The sequence below is a fragment of the Duganella sp. BJB476 genome (assembly GCF_003416895.1).
Lineage (GTDB): Bacteria > Pseudomonadota > Gammaproteobacteria > Burkholderiales > Burkholderiaceae_D > Rugamonas.
This window is the reverse complement of the sequence record NZ_QVIO01000002.1, coordinates 756,043-771,160: the sequence shown is the minus strand read 5'-3', so window position 1 is coordinate 771,160 and position 15,118 is coordinate 756,043. Positions and strand designations below refer to the sequence as shown.

The window sequence follows — 15,118 nt, the reverse complement described above, 5'->3', positions numbered from 1 at the left end:
TCAGCCGCCTGCGCCCTGGCTGATGGTCGCCTTCAATGCTTTGGTGACGGCGTCGGCGATATCGTCCTGCACCATCAACAGGTCGTCGACCGGCTTGTCATAGGTTTCCGACCAGATGACGAAGCCGTTGTCGGCCTTCATCAAGCGCGCCGCGACCCGCAAGGTGTTGCCGGATTTGCGCACACTACCGTCCAGAATGTAGACGACGCCCAGCTTGCTGGCGATGTCGGCGACCGGCATCTGCTTATCCTTGTAAAAAAACGTGGCGCTGGGCGCCGGCACCTTCATGCCCGGTATCTTGCTGAACCTGCCGATGAGTTCTTCGGTCATGCCGTCGGCAAAGGTCTCGTTGCTCATGCCGTCCGTCAGATCCGCAAACGGCAGCACGGCGATGGATTGCTGCGCCGCCACCGCGTGAGCCGCCGGGTGCGGCTCGTTCGCCAGCGTGTTGTGCAGCCAGAAAACGATGCCGACCACGATGGGGATGCATGCCGTCAGCAGAAAAACCAGGCGACTGCGCGATGCGTTGGACGGCGGCGCAGGGCGGGGCGGAGTCGGGATGGCTGTCGGTTCGTTCCACGGACTCACTTCCGCCACCAGCCGGTAACCCTGGCGCGGCACGGTGACGATGTAGCCGGGCTGCTTGGGATCGTCGCCCAGCACGCGGCGCAGCGACGCAATCGCCTGGTACACCGAATCCGGCGTGACGATGACGCCCGGCCAGACTTCGCTCAGCAGGTCGTCGGCGCTGACGATCTGGCCCGGGCGTCCAGCCAGGCAGAGCAACAGGCGCATGGTGCGCTGATCGAGCCGAACGGTGTCGCCGTCCCGGCCGATCTCGCCCAAGGAGGGATCGACGCACCAGGCGCCGACGCGTAGCTTTGCGGCCGCTGAAGTTTCCATTGTGCTCCGATATTTTTGTATTTTTGACAGGATTGGATTATAGCGCGGCCGCCTGCGGGGCCTTTCAGGGAATTTCAGAACTGTTTCAGGCCAATTTCAGGACTTTTGGCCAGCCCGCTTGCATTGTGATGGCTCCCCACACATGAAGGAGTACACGATGAAATACCTGTTGCTGCCGCTGTTTTCGCTGTTCACCCTGCCGGCCTTCAGCGCCGAGACGCTGACGATCGACCCCGACCACAGCGCTGTTGTCTTTAGCTGGGATCATCATGGTTATACCAATCCGGTGGCCCGTTTCGAGAAAATCGAAGGCAAGCTGGTGCTGGACGAGGACTTGAGCAAGTCCTCGGTCATGGTGAAGCTGGCGGTGGATGGCATCCACACCGCCGTTCCTGCCCTCGACCGTCAACTGGTGAGCGCGGAATTCCTCGATGCCGCCGCCTTCCCCGACATCACGTTCCAGAGCACCAAGATCGTCAAGGGACCGATGGATAGCCTCAAAATTAGCGGCAACCTGTCGCTGCACGGCGTGACCAAGGCCGTGGTCCTCGACGGCAAGATCAACAAGATCAAGCGCGACCCGATGGGCAAGGAGAGCGAAGCCGGCTTCGAGGCGATGGTCAAGCTGAATCGTGCCGATTTCGGCGTCAACAAGTATTTCCCGAACACGGCGCGGGAGTTGACTGTTCACATCACCCTGGGGGCGAATTCGGAGGGGTAACAATAAAAAAAATGCCAGCCTGAACGCGCTCAAGATCGCGCTCAGTGCCGGCGGTTTTTTTGTCAGAACGGCGCGGCGCTCAGAAAAAAAACAGTTAAAGCTTGACGCTTAGCTGCACAGCCAGGGCGCGTGGCGATACCGGGATGTCGAACGGCAGCGCCAGCCCCGGCGCCAGGCTGGGTTCGCGCGCGTCGGCATTGAACAGGTTGCGCACGGTGGCGGAGACGATCCAGCCATGCGGCAGCGGATGGGTGAGGGCGGCGTCCACGGTGCGGTAGTCGGCAATCGGGGCGCGCGCGTCGCCGGCCGCGCGGCGCCGGCCCGCGACCCAGTTCAGCTGCGGACTGAGACGCCAGCCCGGACTGAAGTCCCAGTCCAGCCGGCTGTTGGCATGGTGGCGCGGCGCGTAGCCCGGATCGCGGCCGGTGGCCTGGTCGCGCGCGTTCTGCCGCGCATAGTTCGCTTGCCAGCGCAGGTTCGGATCCAGCTCCCATGTCAGTTCGACTTCACCGCCATTGCCGTTCACGCTGCCGCTGTTCTGGTAGGCGGCGCCCGGCGCGGGCGCCGGGTTCGGCACGGAGCGAATCAGGTCCTTCATCGTATAGCGGAACAGGCTGAGATTGATGGACAAGTCGGCGCGCGCCTGCCAGGCCAGCGCCGCTTCCGTGGTGGCGATGCTCTCCGGACGCACCTCCGGGTTGCCCATGTTGACCGGATTGATGCCGGTCTGCTCGTTGAAGCTGGGCGAGCGGAAGGCGCGGCCGTGCAGCAGCTTGACCGTGACGTTCAGGTCGGCATCCCACACCAGCGCCAGGCGCGGGTTGGTGGTGCCGCCGAAGTCGGAGTAATCGTCGTGCCGCACGCCCGCCGTCAGCGCCCAGTCGCGGGCGAACTGCCATTCGTCCTGTGCGTAGACATAGTTGATCTTGCGGCGCTGGGGCCGGATGTGCGGCTGGATGGCGCCGTAGTCGATCACCGCGCCGCTCGGTATCGGGATGCCCGCCGGATTGATCAGGAAGTTCTTCATCGTGCTGACCTGGTACAGATACAGGTCGTCGTGGCCCGCGCCCAGGCGCAGCGCATGCCGGTTCCAGCCGCTGTAGTTGGCAAAGGCGGAGCCGCGCAGATTGCGTTCCCAGCGGCCGGGGCCGCCTATCATGCCGTTCGGGAAAAAGCTGGGGCCGATGCGCGCGCCCGCCGGAAACAGGCCCAGTCCGTCGGGCGATTGCTCGGTGAAAAACATGTAGCTGAGCGAGCCGCCCACGCTCCAGTCATTGGCGAAGTCGGGCGCGGTCCAGGACAGTTCGCTGACCGCTTCGCCGCTGCGGGTCTTGTGGTCGGGATCGAGCGCCGAATTGACGCCGGCGCCGGTGCCGACGTCGCTGCGCCATTTCAGGTTGGTGCGCCAGCGCCAGCGTTGCCAGCTCAGGTCGAGACTGCCGTCGATGGCGTGGTAGCCCGCGTTCAGTTGGCCGGGGGCCTTGCTGACGTGGGTGCCGAAGCGGTGATCGTTGAGGGTTTGCGCGTCGGCCTCGATGGCGCCGGCGGGGCCGTCGGTGCGGGCCACTTGCAGATAGGTCGCGATGGCCAGCTGGCCTTGCTTGTTGCCATATTCAAGCCAGGCGTCGCGCGTGTTGAGCGAGCCGGCGCGCGCGCCCACGCGCAGTCCCGGCATTTGCTCCGCCGTCTTGGTGATGATGTTGATGACGCCGGCAAACGCATCGGCGCCATACAGGGCCGAGCCGGGGCCGCGGATGATTTCGATCCGCACCACGTTGGTCAGCGGCATGCTGGCCCACATATTTCCCTTGTCGCCATTGAAGTCCGTGCTCATACGCAGGCCGTTGAGCATGACCAACACCTGGGGATTGGTGACCCCGCCCGCGCCGATGCCGCGGATGATGTAGTTGGATGCGTATAGCGTCGCCGTGCGCGTGACATGGATGCCGGCCACGGTTTCCAGCACCTGGTCCAGATCGGCCGCGCCCATGGCGGCTATATCGTCGGCGGTGATCACGGAAGCGACGGCCGGCGCGCGGCGCAGCGGCTGGGCCGAGCCGGTGGCCAGGCTGATCGCGGAACGGTCCATACCGTACAGGGCGAGGTCTTCGTCCTCAGGCTGGGCTGCGGAAAGCGATGCGGGATGCCAGGCGGTCAGGGCCAGGGCGACCAGCCAGCCAGGGCTGCGGTCTGTCATGCGGGTGCGCAGGGTGGGGAACGGTTTCATCTCGGAAGTGGAACAGCAACAGAAACTCCACAATACACGGCGCTTTGTGCTTTAACAATTAAGTGTTGTCAAAGTGCATCAGCCAAGCGGCGCTGAAATGCCTGGGGAAAACTGTCGTTGACGACCTTCCGAGCTCGCACCTGCAAGCGTTTTCAGTGTCCCTTGAGTGCGAGTTGGCGCTCGGTGCGCGCCACGATCGCAGCCAGCGTACCGTCCTTGCGCATCCTGGATAATTCCAGGTTGAATTGGTCGATGATCTGCCTGGCGTTCGGTGTCTGCGGGTTCAGGGCCAGATAAAGCGGCAGCGTCATCATCGGTCCGGTCGCGAATTCGATCTTGGCGAGGGCGTCGTGGGCGCCGACATTGGCTTGTATCTGGTGTAGCGCTATCAGCTTGTCTTCCAGCACGCCGTCGACGCGGCCGAGGGTGAGCTTGAGCAGGTTGTGTATCGTGCGCCCGACCGGTTCGATCTGGAAATTTTTCTGCGACAGGAATGCATCGCTGTATTCATAGTCGCGGCCTATGCCGATGCGTGCGCCGTCCAGGTGTCTGAACTCGGTGGCGTCCTGCAATTGGCCCGGCATGTGCAGGATGAACAACTGGTTGGAGAGATAGCTGTCGCTGAATAGCAGCTTGCGGCGTCTTTCGTTGGTGGCCCAGATGGCCACCACGCCGTCGGTCTGGTGCTGGTAGAGCGTGGTCAGCACGCGCGACCACGGCATGATGGCGATATCGACCTGATAGCCGGCACGCTGCAACGCGGTGAGCACGATTTCGGACGCGAGCCCCTGCTGGGGTAAATTCGGGCCGGTGTAGGGTTCCCAGTAGTTCGCCACCAAATGCAAAGGCGGCGGAGGGGCCGGGCGGGCCGACAGCGCCAGCAACAGCAAAGCCAGCGGCAGCTTCGAGCGGATCTCCATGTGGGGTCCTTTTTTAGACTTACATAGTACTCCTGCCGACTCCCGTAGTGGCGATGAGCAGCGCTCGCTGAGCGTACTGCCTGCCTCGCATCCGCTTATTTCTTTATTTCGCCGCGATTGCCGAAATTTCTACTAGCGCGTCCTTGGGCAGACGCGCCACTTGTACCGTGGCGCGCGCCGGCGGCTTGTCCCTGAAATAGGTCGCGTAGACTGCGTTCAGTTTTGCGAAATCGTTTAGATCTTTTACATAGACGGTAGTCGCGACCACGTCATCCAAGCTCATGCCGCTCGCTGCCAGCACGGCTTTCAAATTCTCCAGGACTTGTTTTGTTTGTTCTTCAATCGCGCCCGGATTCAGTTGGTTGGTCCTCGGATCGATTGCAAGCTGGCCGGCCAAGTACACCGTTTGGCCAACCTTGATTGCTTGAGAGTAGGGGCCGATTGCGTCTGGCGCCCCCTTGCTTGCGATGACTTCCTTGCCCGTGCCGGTCTGGGCTGCCGAACTGGCCATGGCCAGCGCGACAAAGCCGCCGCACAGCACTTTTAACGAGGTAAGCATGGTGTGATGCATTTCGTTTCTCCCTTGATGGACAGGTGTGACGGAGCGATATCGAAGCGATAATATCAGTTATACCCAGATTGGCTGGAAAAAGCGAGGGGAAGTGCGACTTGATCTATCCGCCCCAGACGATACTCACTGAGCGGCTTGCAGGGTAGTAAAAAATCCACGTGATAATGTTCATCGCGCCTGATCCACGGTGTCGCCTGCGTGAACGGCACATTGCTGCGTAAATACCGGTGGAATACATTGCGCCGAGCACGGCCGCATCGACCAATGCCATATTGGCGTCGAACATATAAATCCGCAGCATGTCTTCAAAAGAGATGTCATCGGTGAAGAATGCGATGCGGTATCCTTGCCATTCCAGGGCCGCTTCCAGCACCGCTCCGGTCACGATAGGGCGACGCCAGCCGTGTCGCGAATTCTGTGGTCGAAAGTAGTCTCACAGCTTGCTCTCCCCGGCGATGGCTTGAGGCCGACGGTTGACCTGTTGGCGACCAAGGTTTAGTCGTCGCAACCGGGCCGCGTTTCTTTATCGTGCCCTACGTGTACATGAGGCAGATTTAGGGGGGCGGATCGAAGGTGGCTTTTTGATGAATCTTGGTAGGCCGTGCGGGATTCGAACCTGCGACCAACGGATTAAAAGTCCGCTGCTCTACCAGCTGAGCTAACGACCCAAGGGGCCAGCATCATAATGCGCGGAACGGAATCTGACAAGCTCCAAATGTCGCTGGAAGGCGCCCTTGGCGAGGCGTGCCGGTTAGACATACAATCATGGTCGACTGGGATTTCTGGCCCGGATACGATAATCAAGGAAGAAGATGACTTTACCGCAATACATTACGATCAATGGCACCTCCTACGCCTCCGCCAACCTGAACGAGGCTGCCAAGATTCAGGCCGCCAACATCCTGGCCGTCGACGCCGAACTGGCCCGGTTGCAGCAACAAACCGCCTTTACCCAGACCGCTCGCAACGCCTATGCCAGTGCCCTGATTGAAGCGGTCAAAGGCCGCGAGGCCGCTGCCCCTGCGGAGAAACCGAAGAAGCCGCGCGCGCCGCGCAAGCCGAAGGTCGATGCCGTAGCAGCGTAAGATTTTTTGTGCGGCGCGAGCGCGCTGCCGCTCGCGCCGCGCTCTGGTAAAATCGTGAGCAGAAACAAAAAAGCCCACGAACCGAAGTTGGTGGGCTTTCTTGATGAATCTTGGTAGGCCGTGCGGGATTCGAACCTGCGACCAACGGATTAAAAGTCCGCTGCTCTACCAGCTGAGCTAACGACCCAAAGGTGTGAAACCTTGGTTTTCTTCGAATGGTAGGCCGTGCGGGATTCGAACCTGCGACCAACGGATTAAAAGTCCGCTGCTCTACCAGCTGAGCTAACGACCCCCGAAGAAGCGAGATTATAGGGGGTAATGAGTCTTGCTGTCAAATACCCCCGGGTAATTATTTGCCGCCGAGGCGTTCTTTTGCCGTGACCGCTGCCGCCGAGTCAGGATAGGCCTTGATCAGGTCCTGCAAGGTTTTTTTGGCGGCCTTGTCTTTCAGCTCGGCCTGGCAGCTGGCGATGTTGAGCATGGCTTCCGGCGCCTTCGGGCTGTCGGCGTAGTTCTTCAGCACCAGCAGCTGGGCGGTGATCGCGCCCTTGCAGTCGCGCTGGGCGTAGTAGGAGCTGCCCAGGTAGTACTGCGCGTTGGCCGCGTAGCTCGAACCCGGATAGCGCGCCACGAACTCGCTGAACGCGGTGCCGGCCGCCTTGTAGTCGCCGGAGGTGAAGGTCTTCCATGCCGCTTCATAGGTGCGCTGCTCGTTCGGGTCGACCTGGGCGGTCTTGCCGTCGATGGTCACTTCGCGCGGCTCCAGCTTGCGCAGGCGGGCGTCTAGGTCGACGTAGAAATCTTTCTGGCGCTTTTGTGCGTTGGACAGCTCGTTGCTCAGCACTTCGATCTGGCCGCGCAGCTTGGCCACTTCCTGCAGGGTCATTTCGTTTTGCGAGACCAGGTCCAGCGTGCTGGACTTGTCGGATTTGGTGTCGATACGGGCGTTCAGCTCGGTGCGCATGGCTTCGACCTTGGCGCGCAGGTCGAGCAGGGCCTTACGGGCTTCGTCGTCGTCGAACAGCCCGGCATGGGCTTGCAGCGGCAGCCAGGTCAGCGCGGCCAGCAGGGCGGCGCTCAGGCCGGATTTGGAGAGTTTCATCATGTCGGGCGCTTTCACACAAATCAAAAAGGAAACGGGGCGGACGCAGTGTTACCCGCGCGCCGCCCCGTATTATGCCTGTGACCCGGCAAAAGGGTAGTGCTTTGTATTACTTGTAGACGATGTCTGCACGACGGTTTTGCGCCCATGCTTCTTCGTTCGAACCGGAGGCTTTAGGCTTTTCCTTGCCCAGCGAGACGGCTTCGACTTGCGACTCCGGTACGCCCAGCGTGGTCATCGCCTTGCGCACGGCTTCGGCGCGCTTCTGGCCCAGGGCCAGGTTGTACTCGGCGCCGCCGCGTTCATCGGTGTTACCTTGGATCAGGATCGAACGGGCCTTGTTCTTGGCCAGGTAAGCGGAGTGGTTTTCCACCACTGGCTTGCCGTCGTCGCGCACGACGTAGCTGTCGAAGTCGAAGTACACGCTGCGGTTGGCCAGCACGCCTTTAGGATCGTCCAGCGGATCCAGCGATTTGGTTTCGACCGGAGCGACGGTACGGGTGTCAGGCTGCGGCTGCGGTTTCTGTTCGACTTGACGCTCTTCCACTTTCGCTGGCTCAGCGATTTTGACCGGAGTCGAGCAAGCGGACAGGATGGCGGCGGTGGTGACGATAAAAGCTAAGCTGCTGAGTTTACGCATTTGATTCTCCTAGTGATGAAGGCTAAAAAATTACTGCATGAATGGACCCCAGGTGGGCTCCTTGATGTTGCCCGCCTGAGTGGTCAGGCGTTGTTTTACACGTCCATCCACCGAGACCACGGCCAGCGATTTGCGGCCTCCGGCTTGGGTGGCGTACATGATGTATTTGCCGTTCGGGGCAAAGCTTGGGTACTGGTCGTCGGTGCTGTCCGACAGGCGCTGCTCCTGGCCGCTGGCCAGGTCCATCACGTACAGCTGGTAGTTGCCGTCGCGGCGGGAGATGTAGGCCAGCGTCTTGCCGTCGGCCGATACGCGCGGGCTGATGTTGTAGTTGCCGGTGAAGGTGACGCGCTTGGCTTCGCCGCCGTCGCCGTTCATGCGGTAGATCTGCGGGCCGCCGCTGCGGTCGCTCATGAAGTAGATGCTGCCGTCCGGCGCGAAGTTGGCCTCCGAATCGATGCCGGCGCTGTTGGAGACGCGCTTGAGGTTGCCGCCGTCGGCGTTGACGGTGTAGATCTGCGTGTGGCCGTCCTTGGACAGCGACACCGCCAGCTTGTTGCCGGTCTGCGCCCACACCGGCGAGGAGTTGCTGCCTTTTTCGTTGGCGATGACGGTGCGCGCGCGGGTGATCAGGTTCTGCACGTAGACCACCGGCTTCTTCTGCTCGAACGACACGTAGGCCACCTTGGTGCCGTCCGGCGACCAGGACGGCGAGATGATGGGCTCGTTCGAACGCAGCGCCATCTGTTCGCCGTCGCCGTCGGCGTCGGCCACCAGCAGCTCGTAGTGGCGCTTGTCGTATTCCTTCACGTAGGCGATGCGGGTCGAGAAGGCGCCGCGGATGCCGGTCAGCTTCAGGTAGACGTCGTCGGCGATGTTGTGCGCGGTCAGGCGGGTGAACTGCGGCGCGCGCGACACGTTCAGCTGCGACAGCTCGCTCTGCTTGACGGTGTCGAACAGCTTGTAGCGCACTTCGTAGTCGCCGGCGGCCGACTTGGCCACTGTGCCCACCACCAATGCGTCGGCGCCCTTGGCTTTCCAGGTGCCGTAGTCGATGTTGCTCATGCTGGTGATCACGCCCGCGTCGATCAGCTTGAAGGCGCCGCTGCGTTCCAGGTCGGCCTTGATGATGGCGGAAATCTGTTGTGGGGCGATGTTCTCGTCGGCGAAGCCGGCCACGGCGACCGGGATCTGGTTGCTGCCGACGCCGGAGATCTCGATCCGCATCTGCGCCGAGGCGCCGCTGGCGGCCAGCGCCAGGGTGGCGGACAGGATCACTTGGTTCAGTTTATTCATGGTGGTCATCAGTGCATATCCTTCATGTTGAAATCGGCGACGAACTCGCGCTCTACCGTACCATCTTTTTTCTTGGGTAGTGGTGACGATTTGGCAATCGCGTTTTCAATCGCGCTATCGTAAGCGGCCGAGCCGCTGCTCTTCATCTTGCGCACGCCGATGATTTCACCGGTCGGCAGCTGGGTGATCTGGTAGGTCGCGCTGAGCGTATCGTCGACCGTGCCGTACACCAGGTTGCTCTTGATCTTGGCCCGGATCGCCGCCTGGTAGCCGCCGTCGACCTTGCCGCCGGTCGAGGTGGCGGCGGTGCCGGTGCTGCCCTTCGCAGCGTTGCCGGTGATGCGGCTCATCTCGGCGGCGTAGGCTTTGTCGCGGGCGGCCTTGTCGGCTTTCTCGGCTTTTTCCTTGGCGGCTTTGTCCGCCAGCGCGGCTTTCTTCTTGTCCTTCTCGGCCTGTTCCTTCTCGTCCTTCAGCTTTTGCTCGGCCTCCTTCTTGTCGGCCAGTTTCTTGGCGTCCAGCTTGGCCTGCTTCTCTTCGGCTTCCTTCTTCAGCTTGGCTTCCTTGGCCGCTTCGAGTTTTTCCTGCTCGAGCTTCTTCTTCGCCTTCAGGCGTTCCAGGGCGATGTCCGGTTCCTTCGGCGTCGGCGGTGCTTCCACCGGTTTCGGCGGGGCGGTCTTGACCACCGGGGTCGGCTCCGGTTCCGGTTCCGGCTCGGGCTTGACCTGCGGCGGCGTGGGCGCGGCTTCCTGCACCTTCATGTCCCAGATCTCGGCCTGCACCGTGGTCGGCTCGTTGTTCTGCCAGCTGACGCCTACCCACAGGAACAGCAACAGCACGGCGTGCATCGCCGCCGCCAGCGCGATCGAGCGCCAGCCTTCATTTTGTCGCGGTACTTTGTAAGGGCCGCCTGCCGTTGCGGGTTTCATCGTGTTCACTGTGATTTACTTGGTGGACAAGCCGACCCGGTTGATGCCCATCTTCTTCGCTTCCGAGATCAGCTGGATCACGTCGTCGTACTTGCTTTCCTTATCGCCGGCGATCAGCACCGGATAGTCGGGATGGTCGGTGTGGATGGTGCGCAGCTTCTTGACCAGCGCATCGCGGTTGGGCGCGGTTTCCGGCGCCTCTTCACCCTTGCCCTTGACGCCGATCGACAGCGCGCCGTTCGGCTTGATGATCACCTGCACGTAGTCGCTAGGCGGCTTGGTGGAGCGTTCCGCGCTCGGCAGGTCGACCACGCTCGGGTCATTGGCCGAAGGCATGACCATGAAAATAATCAGCAACACCAGCATCACGTCGATGTAGGGCACGACGTTGATCTCGGACTTGAACTTGCGGCCGCGGCCGCCGCGCATGCTGCTGGAAAAAGAGGAAGCCATGATTGCTCTGCCTTCTTAACGCGACTGACGTTGCAGGATATTGGAGAACTCTTCGACGAAGCTTTCGAAGCGGATCGCCAGGCGGTCGATGTCGTGGGCGAAACGGTTGTACGCGACCACGGCAGGGATCGCCGCGAACAGGCCGATGGCGGTGGCGATCAGCGCTTCGGCAATGCCGGGGGCGACCGCGGCCAGCGTGGCCTGCTGCACATTGGCCAGGCCGCGGAAGGCGTTCATGATGCCCCACACGGTGCCGAGCAGGCCGATGTACGGCGATACCGAACCGACCGAGGCCAGGAAGGCCAGGTGCGATTCCAGCACATCCATCTCGCGCTGGAAGGCGGCGCGCATGGCGCGGCGGGCGCCGTCCAGCACCGCGCCGGCGTCCATGCTTTCGCGCGCGGCGGTGTAGGCGGCCTTGCTCTTGATGAACTCACCCATGCCGGCTTCGAAGATGCGCGCCAGCGGACCGCTGTTGGCGCGGTCCTTGCCGGCGTTCTGGTGCAGCGCGTGCAGGTTGCCGCCGGCCCAGAAGGTTTTCTCGAATTCGATGGTCAGGCGGCGTGCCGAACGCACCGCGAACATCTTGCTGAAGATGTAGGTCCAGCTGGTCAGCGAGATGACGAACAGCAGCGCCATGATCAACTGCACGATCAGGTGGGCGTTGGTGATGAGGGACAGGAAAGAGAGGTCTTGGGTGACGTTCATGTATAGGTTCAGTCTGTTTTGATGGTACTACGCATTTTTTCTGCAACCGACGCCGGCACGGCGCGCGGACTGAGGTCCGAACCGACGCAGCCGACCTTGACTCGGGCGGTGTTCAGCAACTGCTCGCCGCACCAGGCTTGCTGCACGAACTGGATCGAGGCGCGGCCCAGTTTTTCGATACTAAGCGTTAATTTTAGTACGTCGTCCAACCTGGCAGGGGCATGATACTCCGCGCTGACGCTTTTGACGACGAACATGGCGTCATGTTCCTGCAGCAGGGCGTGTTGCTCGACGTGGATGGCGCGCAGCCATTCGGTGCGGGCGCGCTCAAAGAACTTGAGGTAGTTTGCGTAATAGACGATACCGCCGGCGTCGGTGTCTTCGTAATAGACCCGTACGTTCCAGATAAACTCTGCTGGCATGTTATTTTGACTACTAGTGAGAGTGAGCAACATTCTACGCGATTTTATTGTGATCGTTGAAGCTGCGACGGGGTGATTCACGTCAAATCCGCTTTTTATGCGGATTTTTCAACTGCGCGCAATAGATTGCACTACCGCTAGTAAAGCGTTTTCCCGGCAACTTGCCAAGGCTTGTAACAACCGCTTACGAATCGCTTCAGGGATGAAGCGATTCGTCACGCCCAATTTACAGGTTGCGCTTGATCGTCAGCGGGCCGTAGCCTTGGCACGTTGGCATCATCTCGATGCGGTTGATGTTGATGTGGGCGGGCAGGGTGGCGATCCAGTAGGCGGTGTTGGCGATGTCTTCCGGCGTCAGCGGTTCGGTGCCTTCGTAGACCTTGGCTGCGGCCGCGTCGTTGCCCTTCAGGCGGACGTTGGAGAACTCGGTGCCGCCGCACAGGCCGGGCGCCAGGTTGGTGGCGCGCACGCCGGTGCCGACCAGGTCGGCGCGCAGGTTGAGCGTGAACTGCTCGACGAAGGCCTTGGTGGCGCCGTACACATTGCCGCCCGGATAAGGCGTGTCGCCGGCCACCGAACCGAGGTTGATGACGGTGCCGCTGCCGCGCGCCACCATGCCCGGCAGGATGGCGCGGGTCATGGCGACCAGGCCGCTGCAATTGGTGGCGATCATGGTGTCCCAGTCGTCCAGCGACGATTCATGCGCCGGCGTGACGCCCAGCGCCAGGCCGGCATTGTTGACCAGCACGTCGATCTGCGCCCACTCGGCCGGCAAGCCGTCCAGCGCGCTCTTGATCGAGGCCTTGTCGGTCACATCCAGCACGACCGGGCGGGCGGCGGCGCCCAGTTCTGCCGACAGCGCCTCCAGCCGGTCGGCGCGGCGGCCGCTGATCAGCACCTTGTGGCCGTTCTGAACGAAGGTGCGGGCCATGGCGGCGCCGAAGCCGGCGGTGGCGCCGGTGATGAAGACGATCATGATCTATCCTTATGCGAGAGTGGAAACGATGGTCAAGTGTAGCCGAAATGGCAGTATGGCTTATCTCTCCTATCAAAATCGGCATAAGATTGCATTTTAAGCAATGATTTCCTTGCTCAAAGCTGGCGCATAAATTACAATCAGGCTTCCATTACGTCTCACGTAACTGGCGAAAAGCTCCGGTCATCACCATTTTGGTGCGTGGCGATCGGTTAGCGAAAGGTGGGCATCCACCGGGAAACGTGAGATTTCATCAGCCGTTCGCCTGGGCAGCCATCGATGGAAATGCACGAAGAGGCTGCCTGTCCGCTATCGGCTTCCCTCATTCGATCCAACCTGCCAGTAACAAGTTACTCAATTCATTTGGAGTTTTTACATGTTCGCAAAAGATCATACCCTCGCCAACGTTGACCCGGAATTGTTCGGCGCCATCCAGAAAGAAAACACCCGTCAGCACGATCACATTGAGCTGATCGCGTCGGAAAACTACACCTCGCCAGCCGTCATGGAAGCGCAAGGTTCGCAGCTGACCAACAAATACGCCGAAGGCTACCCAGGCAAGCGCTACTACGGCGGTTGCGAGTACGTCGACGTCGTCGAGCAACTGGCGATCGACCGCGTCAAGCAGCTGTTCGGCGCGGAAGCGGCCAACGTGCAGCCTAACTCGGGTTCGCAAGCCAACCAGGGCGTGTTCTTCGCCGTGCTGAAGCCAGGCGACACCATCATGGGCATGTCGCTGGCCGAAGGCGGCCACCTGACCCACGGCATGCCGCTGAATATGTCCGGCAAGTGGTTCAACGTGGTTTCCTACGGCCTGACCGCCGAAGAAGACATCGACTACGAAGCCATGGAAGTGCTGGCCAAGGAACACAAGCCTAAGCTGATCATCGCCGGTGCTTCGGCGTTCTCGAAAAAGATCGACTTCGAGCGTTTCGCTGCCGTCGCCAAAGCCGTTGGCGCTTACTTCATGGTCGACATGGCGCACTACGCCGGCCTGATCGCCGCCGGCCTGTATCCTAACCCGGTGCCGCACGCCGACTTCGTCACCTCGACCACGCACAAATCGCTGCGCGGCCCACGCGGCGGCATCATCCTGATGAAGGCCGAGCACGAGAAGATCATCAACTCGGCTATCTTCCCAGGCATCCAGGGCGGCCCGCTGATGCACGTCATCGCCGGCAAGGCTGTTGCGTTCAAAGAAGCGCTGACGCCTGAGTTCAAGGCTTACCAGCAACAAGTCGTCATCAACGCCGACGTGCTGGCCAAGACCCTGATCAAGCGCGGCCTGCGTATCGTCTCCGGCGGCACCGAGTCGCACGTGATGCTGGTGGACCTGCGTCCTAAGAACCTGACCGGCAAGGAAGCGGAAGCGATCCTGGGCGCCGCCCACATGACCTGCAACAAGAACGGCATCCCTAACGATCCGCAGAAGCCATTCGTGACTTCCGGCATCCGTCTGGGCTCGCCAGCGTTCACCACCCGCGGTTTCAAGGAAGCGGAAGCGGAACAAGTCGGCAACCTGATCGCCGACGTGCTGGACAACCCGCACGACGCAGCGACCATCGACCGCGTGAAAGCGGCCGTGAAGGTTCTGGCTGACAAGTTCCCTGTCTACGCCAAGTAATCTGCAGTACCGCGACGCCGGCGAGTGCCGGTGTCGCGTCACCGAATAGCGCCAATATGAAATGTCCGTTTTGCCAGCATGAAGATACCCAGGTTCTCGATACGCGTGTATCCGAGGAAGGGGATTCCATACGCCGGCGCCGGCGCTGCGGTAAATGCGATAAACGATTTACCACGTATGAGCGCATCGAACTGGTGATGCCGTATGTGGTCAAGAAGAACGGTAGCCGCACCGAGTACGCGGCCGCCAAGTTGCGCGGCAGCCTGACGCTGGCCTTGCGCAAACGTCCCGTGGCGGCGCCCGCCGTTGACGCGGCGATATTGTCGATCGAAGAAAAGCTGCTGACCAGCGGCCAGCGCGAAGTCGACACCGGCTACATCGGCGAGCTGGTGATGAAGGAACTGAAGCGCCTCGACAAGATCGCGTATATCCGGTTTGCATCGGTCTATAAAAACTTCGAAGACCTGGCCGAGTTCCAGGACGCGATTGCCGAAGTCGGGCAGGAACGCAAGCCGCGCAAGGCTTAGTTTCCGGTTCGTTGGCG

General features: G+C 61.3%; 17 protein-coding genes, 3 tRNA genes and 1 riboswitch. Of the genes, 4 read left to right on the top strand and 16 right to left on the bottom strand.

Translation table 11 applies throughout. The features are described 5' to 3' along the window. Complete coding sequence (locus D0T21_RS13080) at window positions 1–903, bottom strand: winged helix-turn-helix domain-containing protein (protein WP_116989439.1); 903 nt, start codon at window positions 901–903, stop codon at window positions 1–3. 157 nt (window positions 904–1,060) lie between these two features. On the opposite strand from D0T21_RS13080, the gene D0T21_RS13075 reads away from it, so the two are divergent. Further along, window positions 1,061–1,624, top strand: coding sequence for a YceI family protein (locus tag D0T21_RS13075; protein ID WP_116989440.1), 564 nt, complete (start codon window positions 1,061–1,063; stop codon window positions 1,622–1,624). Between the two features lie 94 nt (window positions 1,625–1,718). On the opposite strand, the gene D0T21_RS13070 is transcribed toward D0T21_RS13075, so the two are convergent. From D0T21_RS13070 to D0T21_RS13050, 5 genes are all read right to left on the bottom strand, one after another. Continuing rightward, a complete protein-coding gene (locus tag D0T21_RS13070) occupies window positions 1,719–3,821 on the bottom strand; it encodes a TonB-dependent siderophore receptor (protein ID WP_116990032.1) in 2,103 nt (700 codons plus the stop codon). A gap of 182 nt (window positions 3,822–4,003) precedes the next feature. Further along, on the bottom strand, window positions 4,004–4,771 hold the full coding sequence (locus D0T21_RS13065) for an ABC transporter substrate-binding protein (RefSeq protein ID WP_116989441.1): 768 nt from the start codon (window positions 4,769–4,771) through the stop codon (window positions 4,004–4,006). A gap of 103 nt (window positions 4,772–4,874) precedes the next feature. After that, the gene (locus D0T21_RS13060; protein WP_229211461.1) at window positions 4,875–5,342 is read right to left on the bottom strand and encodes a RidA family protein; all 468 of its coding nucleotides are present in this window, start codon (window positions 5,340–5,342) and stop codon (window positions 4,875–4,877) included. A gap of 103 nt (window positions 5,343–5,445) precedes the next feature. Further along, a complete protein-coding gene (locus tag D0T21_RS32065; protein WP_158568006.1) occupies window positions 5,446–5,727 on the bottom strand; it encodes a hypothetical protein in 282 nt (93 codons plus the stop codon). Between the two features lie 207 nt (window positions 5,728–5,934). Continuing rightward, window positions 5,935–6,010 (bottom strand) — tRNA-Lys (locus D0T21_RS13050). A gap of 144 nt (window positions 6,011–6,154) precedes the next feature. On the opposite strand from D0T21_RS13050, the gene D0T21_RS13045 reads away from it, so the two are divergent. Beyond that, window positions 6,155–6,427, top strand: coding sequence for a DUF6447 family protein (locus D0T21_RS13045; protein WP_199538438.1), 273 nt, complete (start codon window positions 6,155–6,157; stop codon window positions 6,425–6,427). Window positions 6,428–6,538: 111 nt separating this feature from the next. Here the strand turns inward: D0T21_RS13045 and D0T21_RS13040 are convergent. The 10 genes from D0T21_RS13040 to D0T21_RS12995 all read right to left on the bottom strand — a co-directional run bounded on the left by D0T21_RS13040 (window position 6,539) and on the right by D0T21_RS12995 (window position 12,950). Next, window positions 6,539–6,614, bottom strand: a tRNA-Lys gene (locus tag D0T21_RS13040). 29 nt (window positions 6,615–6,643) lie between these two features. After that, window positions 6,644–6,719, bottom strand: a tRNA-Lys gene (locus tag D0T21_RS13035). A 57-nt stretch (window positions 6,720–6,776) separates the two neighbouring features. Further along, window positions 6,777–7,532 (bottom strand): tol-pal system protein YbgF, encoded by a 756-nt coding sequence (gene ybgF / locus D0T21_RS13030; protein ID WP_116989442.1) that lies wholly within the window; start codon window positions 7,530–7,532, stop codon window positions 6,777–6,779. A gap of 106 nt (window positions 7,533–7,638) precedes the next feature. After that, a complete protein-coding gene (pal, locus tag D0T21_RS13025) occupies window positions 7,639–8,169 on the bottom strand; it encodes a peptidoglycan-associated lipoprotein Pal (protein ID WP_116989443.1) in 531 nt (176 codons plus the stop codon). A gap of 30 nt (window positions 8,170–8,199) precedes the next feature. Further along, the gene (gene tolB / locus D0T21_RS13020) at window positions 8,200–9,474 is read right to left on the bottom strand and encodes a Tol-Pal system beta propeller repeat protein TolB (protein ID WP_116989444.1); all 1,275 of its coding nucleotides are present in this window, start codon (window positions 9,472–9,474) and stop codon (window positions 8,200–8,202) included. Next, window positions 9,474–10,391 carry a cell envelope integrity protein TolA gene (gene tolA / locus D0T21_RS13015; RefSeq protein ID WP_116989445.1) on the bottom strand — a complete coding sequence of 306 codons (918 nt, stop codon included), beginning with the start codon at window positions 10,389–10,391 and terminating at the stop codon, window positions 9,474–9,476. The genes tolB and tolA overlap by 1 nt, the downstream gene beginning before the upstream one ends. Window positions 10,392–10,406: 15 nt before the next feature. After that, window positions 10,407–10,844, bottom strand: a complete 438-nt coding sequence (locus D0T21_RS13010) for an ExbD/TolR family protein (RefSeq protein ID WP_116989446.1) — start codon at window positions 10,842–10,844, stop codon at window positions 10,407–10,409. Between the two features lie 15 nt (window positions 10,845–10,859). Next, window positions 10,860–11,552, bottom strand: coding sequence for a protein TolQ (gene tolQ / locus D0T21_RS13005; protein WP_116989447.1), 693 nt, complete (start codon window positions 11,550–11,552; stop codon window positions 10,860–10,862). Window positions 11,553–11,560: 8 nt separating this feature from the next. Further along, window positions 11,561–11,974 carry a tol-pal system-associated acyl-CoA thioesterase gene (ybgC, locus tag D0T21_RS13000; RefSeq protein WP_116989448.1) on the bottom strand — a complete coding sequence of 138 codons (414 nt, stop codon included), beginning with the start codon at window positions 11,972–11,974 and terminating at the stop codon, window positions 11,561–11,563. Window positions 11,975–12,200: 226 nt separating this feature from the next. Continuing rightward, on the bottom strand, window positions 12,201–12,950 hold the full coding sequence (locus D0T21_RS12995) for an SDR family oxidoreductase (protein ID WP_116989449.1): 750 nt from the start codon (window positions 12,948–12,950) through the stop codon (window positions 12,201–12,203). Between the two features lie 152 nt (window positions 12,951–13,102). Beyond that, a riboswitch (ZMP/ZTP riboswitch) is annotated at window positions 13,103–13,228 on the top strand. Window positions 13,229–13,326: 98 nt separating this feature from the next. Between D0T21_RS12995 and glyA the strand changes: the two genes are divergently transcribed. Further along, window positions 13,327–14,574 (top strand): serine hydroxymethyltransferase, encoded by a 1,248-nt coding sequence (gene glyA / locus D0T21_RS12990; RefSeq protein WP_116989450.1) that lies wholly within the window; start codon window positions 13,327–13,329, stop codon window positions 14,572–14,574. A gap of 56 nt (window positions 14,575–14,630) precedes the next feature. After that, window positions 14,631–15,101 (top strand): transcriptional regulator NrdR, encoded by a 471-nt coding sequence (gene nrdR / locus D0T21_RS12985; protein ID WP_116989451.1) that lies wholly within the window; start codon window positions 14,631–14,633, stop codon window positions 15,099–15,101. Window positions 15,102–15,118: the final 17 nt, after the last annotated feature.

Bases quoted from the DNA above. Each gene is read 5' to 3' on its own strand.
- D0T21_RS13070 (WP_116990032.1), bottom strand. From the start codon at position 3,821: ATGACAGACCGCAGCCCTGGCTGGCTGGTCGCCCTGGCCCTGACCGCC.
- D0T21_RS13045 (WP_199538438.1), top strand. From the start codon at position 6,155: ATGACTTTACCGCAATACATTACGATCAATGGCACCTCCTACGCCTCC.
- D0T21_RS13060 (WP_229211461.1), bottom strand. From the start codon at position 5,342: ATGCATCACACCATGCTTACCTCGTTAAAAGTGCTGTGCGGCGGCTTT.
- D0T21_RS12995 (WP_116989449.1), bottom strand. From the start codon at position 12,950: ATGATCGTCTTCATCACCGGCGCCACCGCCGGCTTCGGCGCCGCCATG.
- ybgC (WP_116989448.1), bottom strand. From the start codon at position 11,974: ATGCCAGCAGAGTTTATCTGGAACGTACGGGTCTATTACGAAGACACC.
- ybgF (WP_116989442.1), bottom strand. From the start codon at position 7,532: ATGATGAAACTCTCCAAATCCGGCCTGAGCGCCGCCCTGCTGGCCGCG.
- D0T21_RS13080 (WP_116989439.1), bottom strand. From the start codon at position 903: ATGGAAACTTCAGCGGCCGCAAAGCTACGCGTCGGCGCCTGGTGCGTC.
- pal (WP_116989443.1), bottom strand. From the start codon at position 8,169: ATGCGTAAACTCAGCAGCTTAGCTTTTATCGTCACCACCGCCGCCATC.
- glyA (WP_116989450.1), top strand. From the start codon at position 13,327: ATGTTCGCAAAAGATCATACCCTCGCCAACGTTGACCCGGAATTGTTC.
- tolQ (WP_116989447.1), bottom strand. From the start codon at position 11,552: ATGAACGTCACCCAAGACCTCTCTTTCCTGTCCCTCATCACCAACGCC.
- nrdR (WP_116989451.1), top strand. From the start codon at position 14,631: ATGAAATGTCCGTTTTGCCAGCATGAAGATACCCAGGTTCTCGATACG.
- tolB (WP_116989444.1), bottom strand. From the start codon at position 9,474: ATGACCACCATGAATAAACTGAACCAAGTGATCCTGTCCGCCACCCTG.
- D0T21_RS13075 (WP_116989440.1), top strand. From the start codon at position 1,061: ATGAAATACCTGTTGCTGCCGCTGTTTTCGCTGTTCACCCTGCCGGCC.
- tolA (WP_116989445.1), bottom strand. From the start codon at position 10,391: ATGAAACCCGCAACGGCAGGCGGCCCTTACAAAGTACCGCGACAAAAT.
- D0T21_RS13010 (WP_116989446.1), bottom strand. From the start codon at position 10,844: ATGGCTTCCTCTTTTTCCAGCAGCATGCGCGGCGGCCGCGGCCGCAAG.
- D0T21_RS13065 (WP_116989441.1), bottom strand. From the start codon at position 4,771: ATGGAGATCCGCTCGAAGCTGCCGCTGGCTTTGCTGTTGCTGGCGCTG.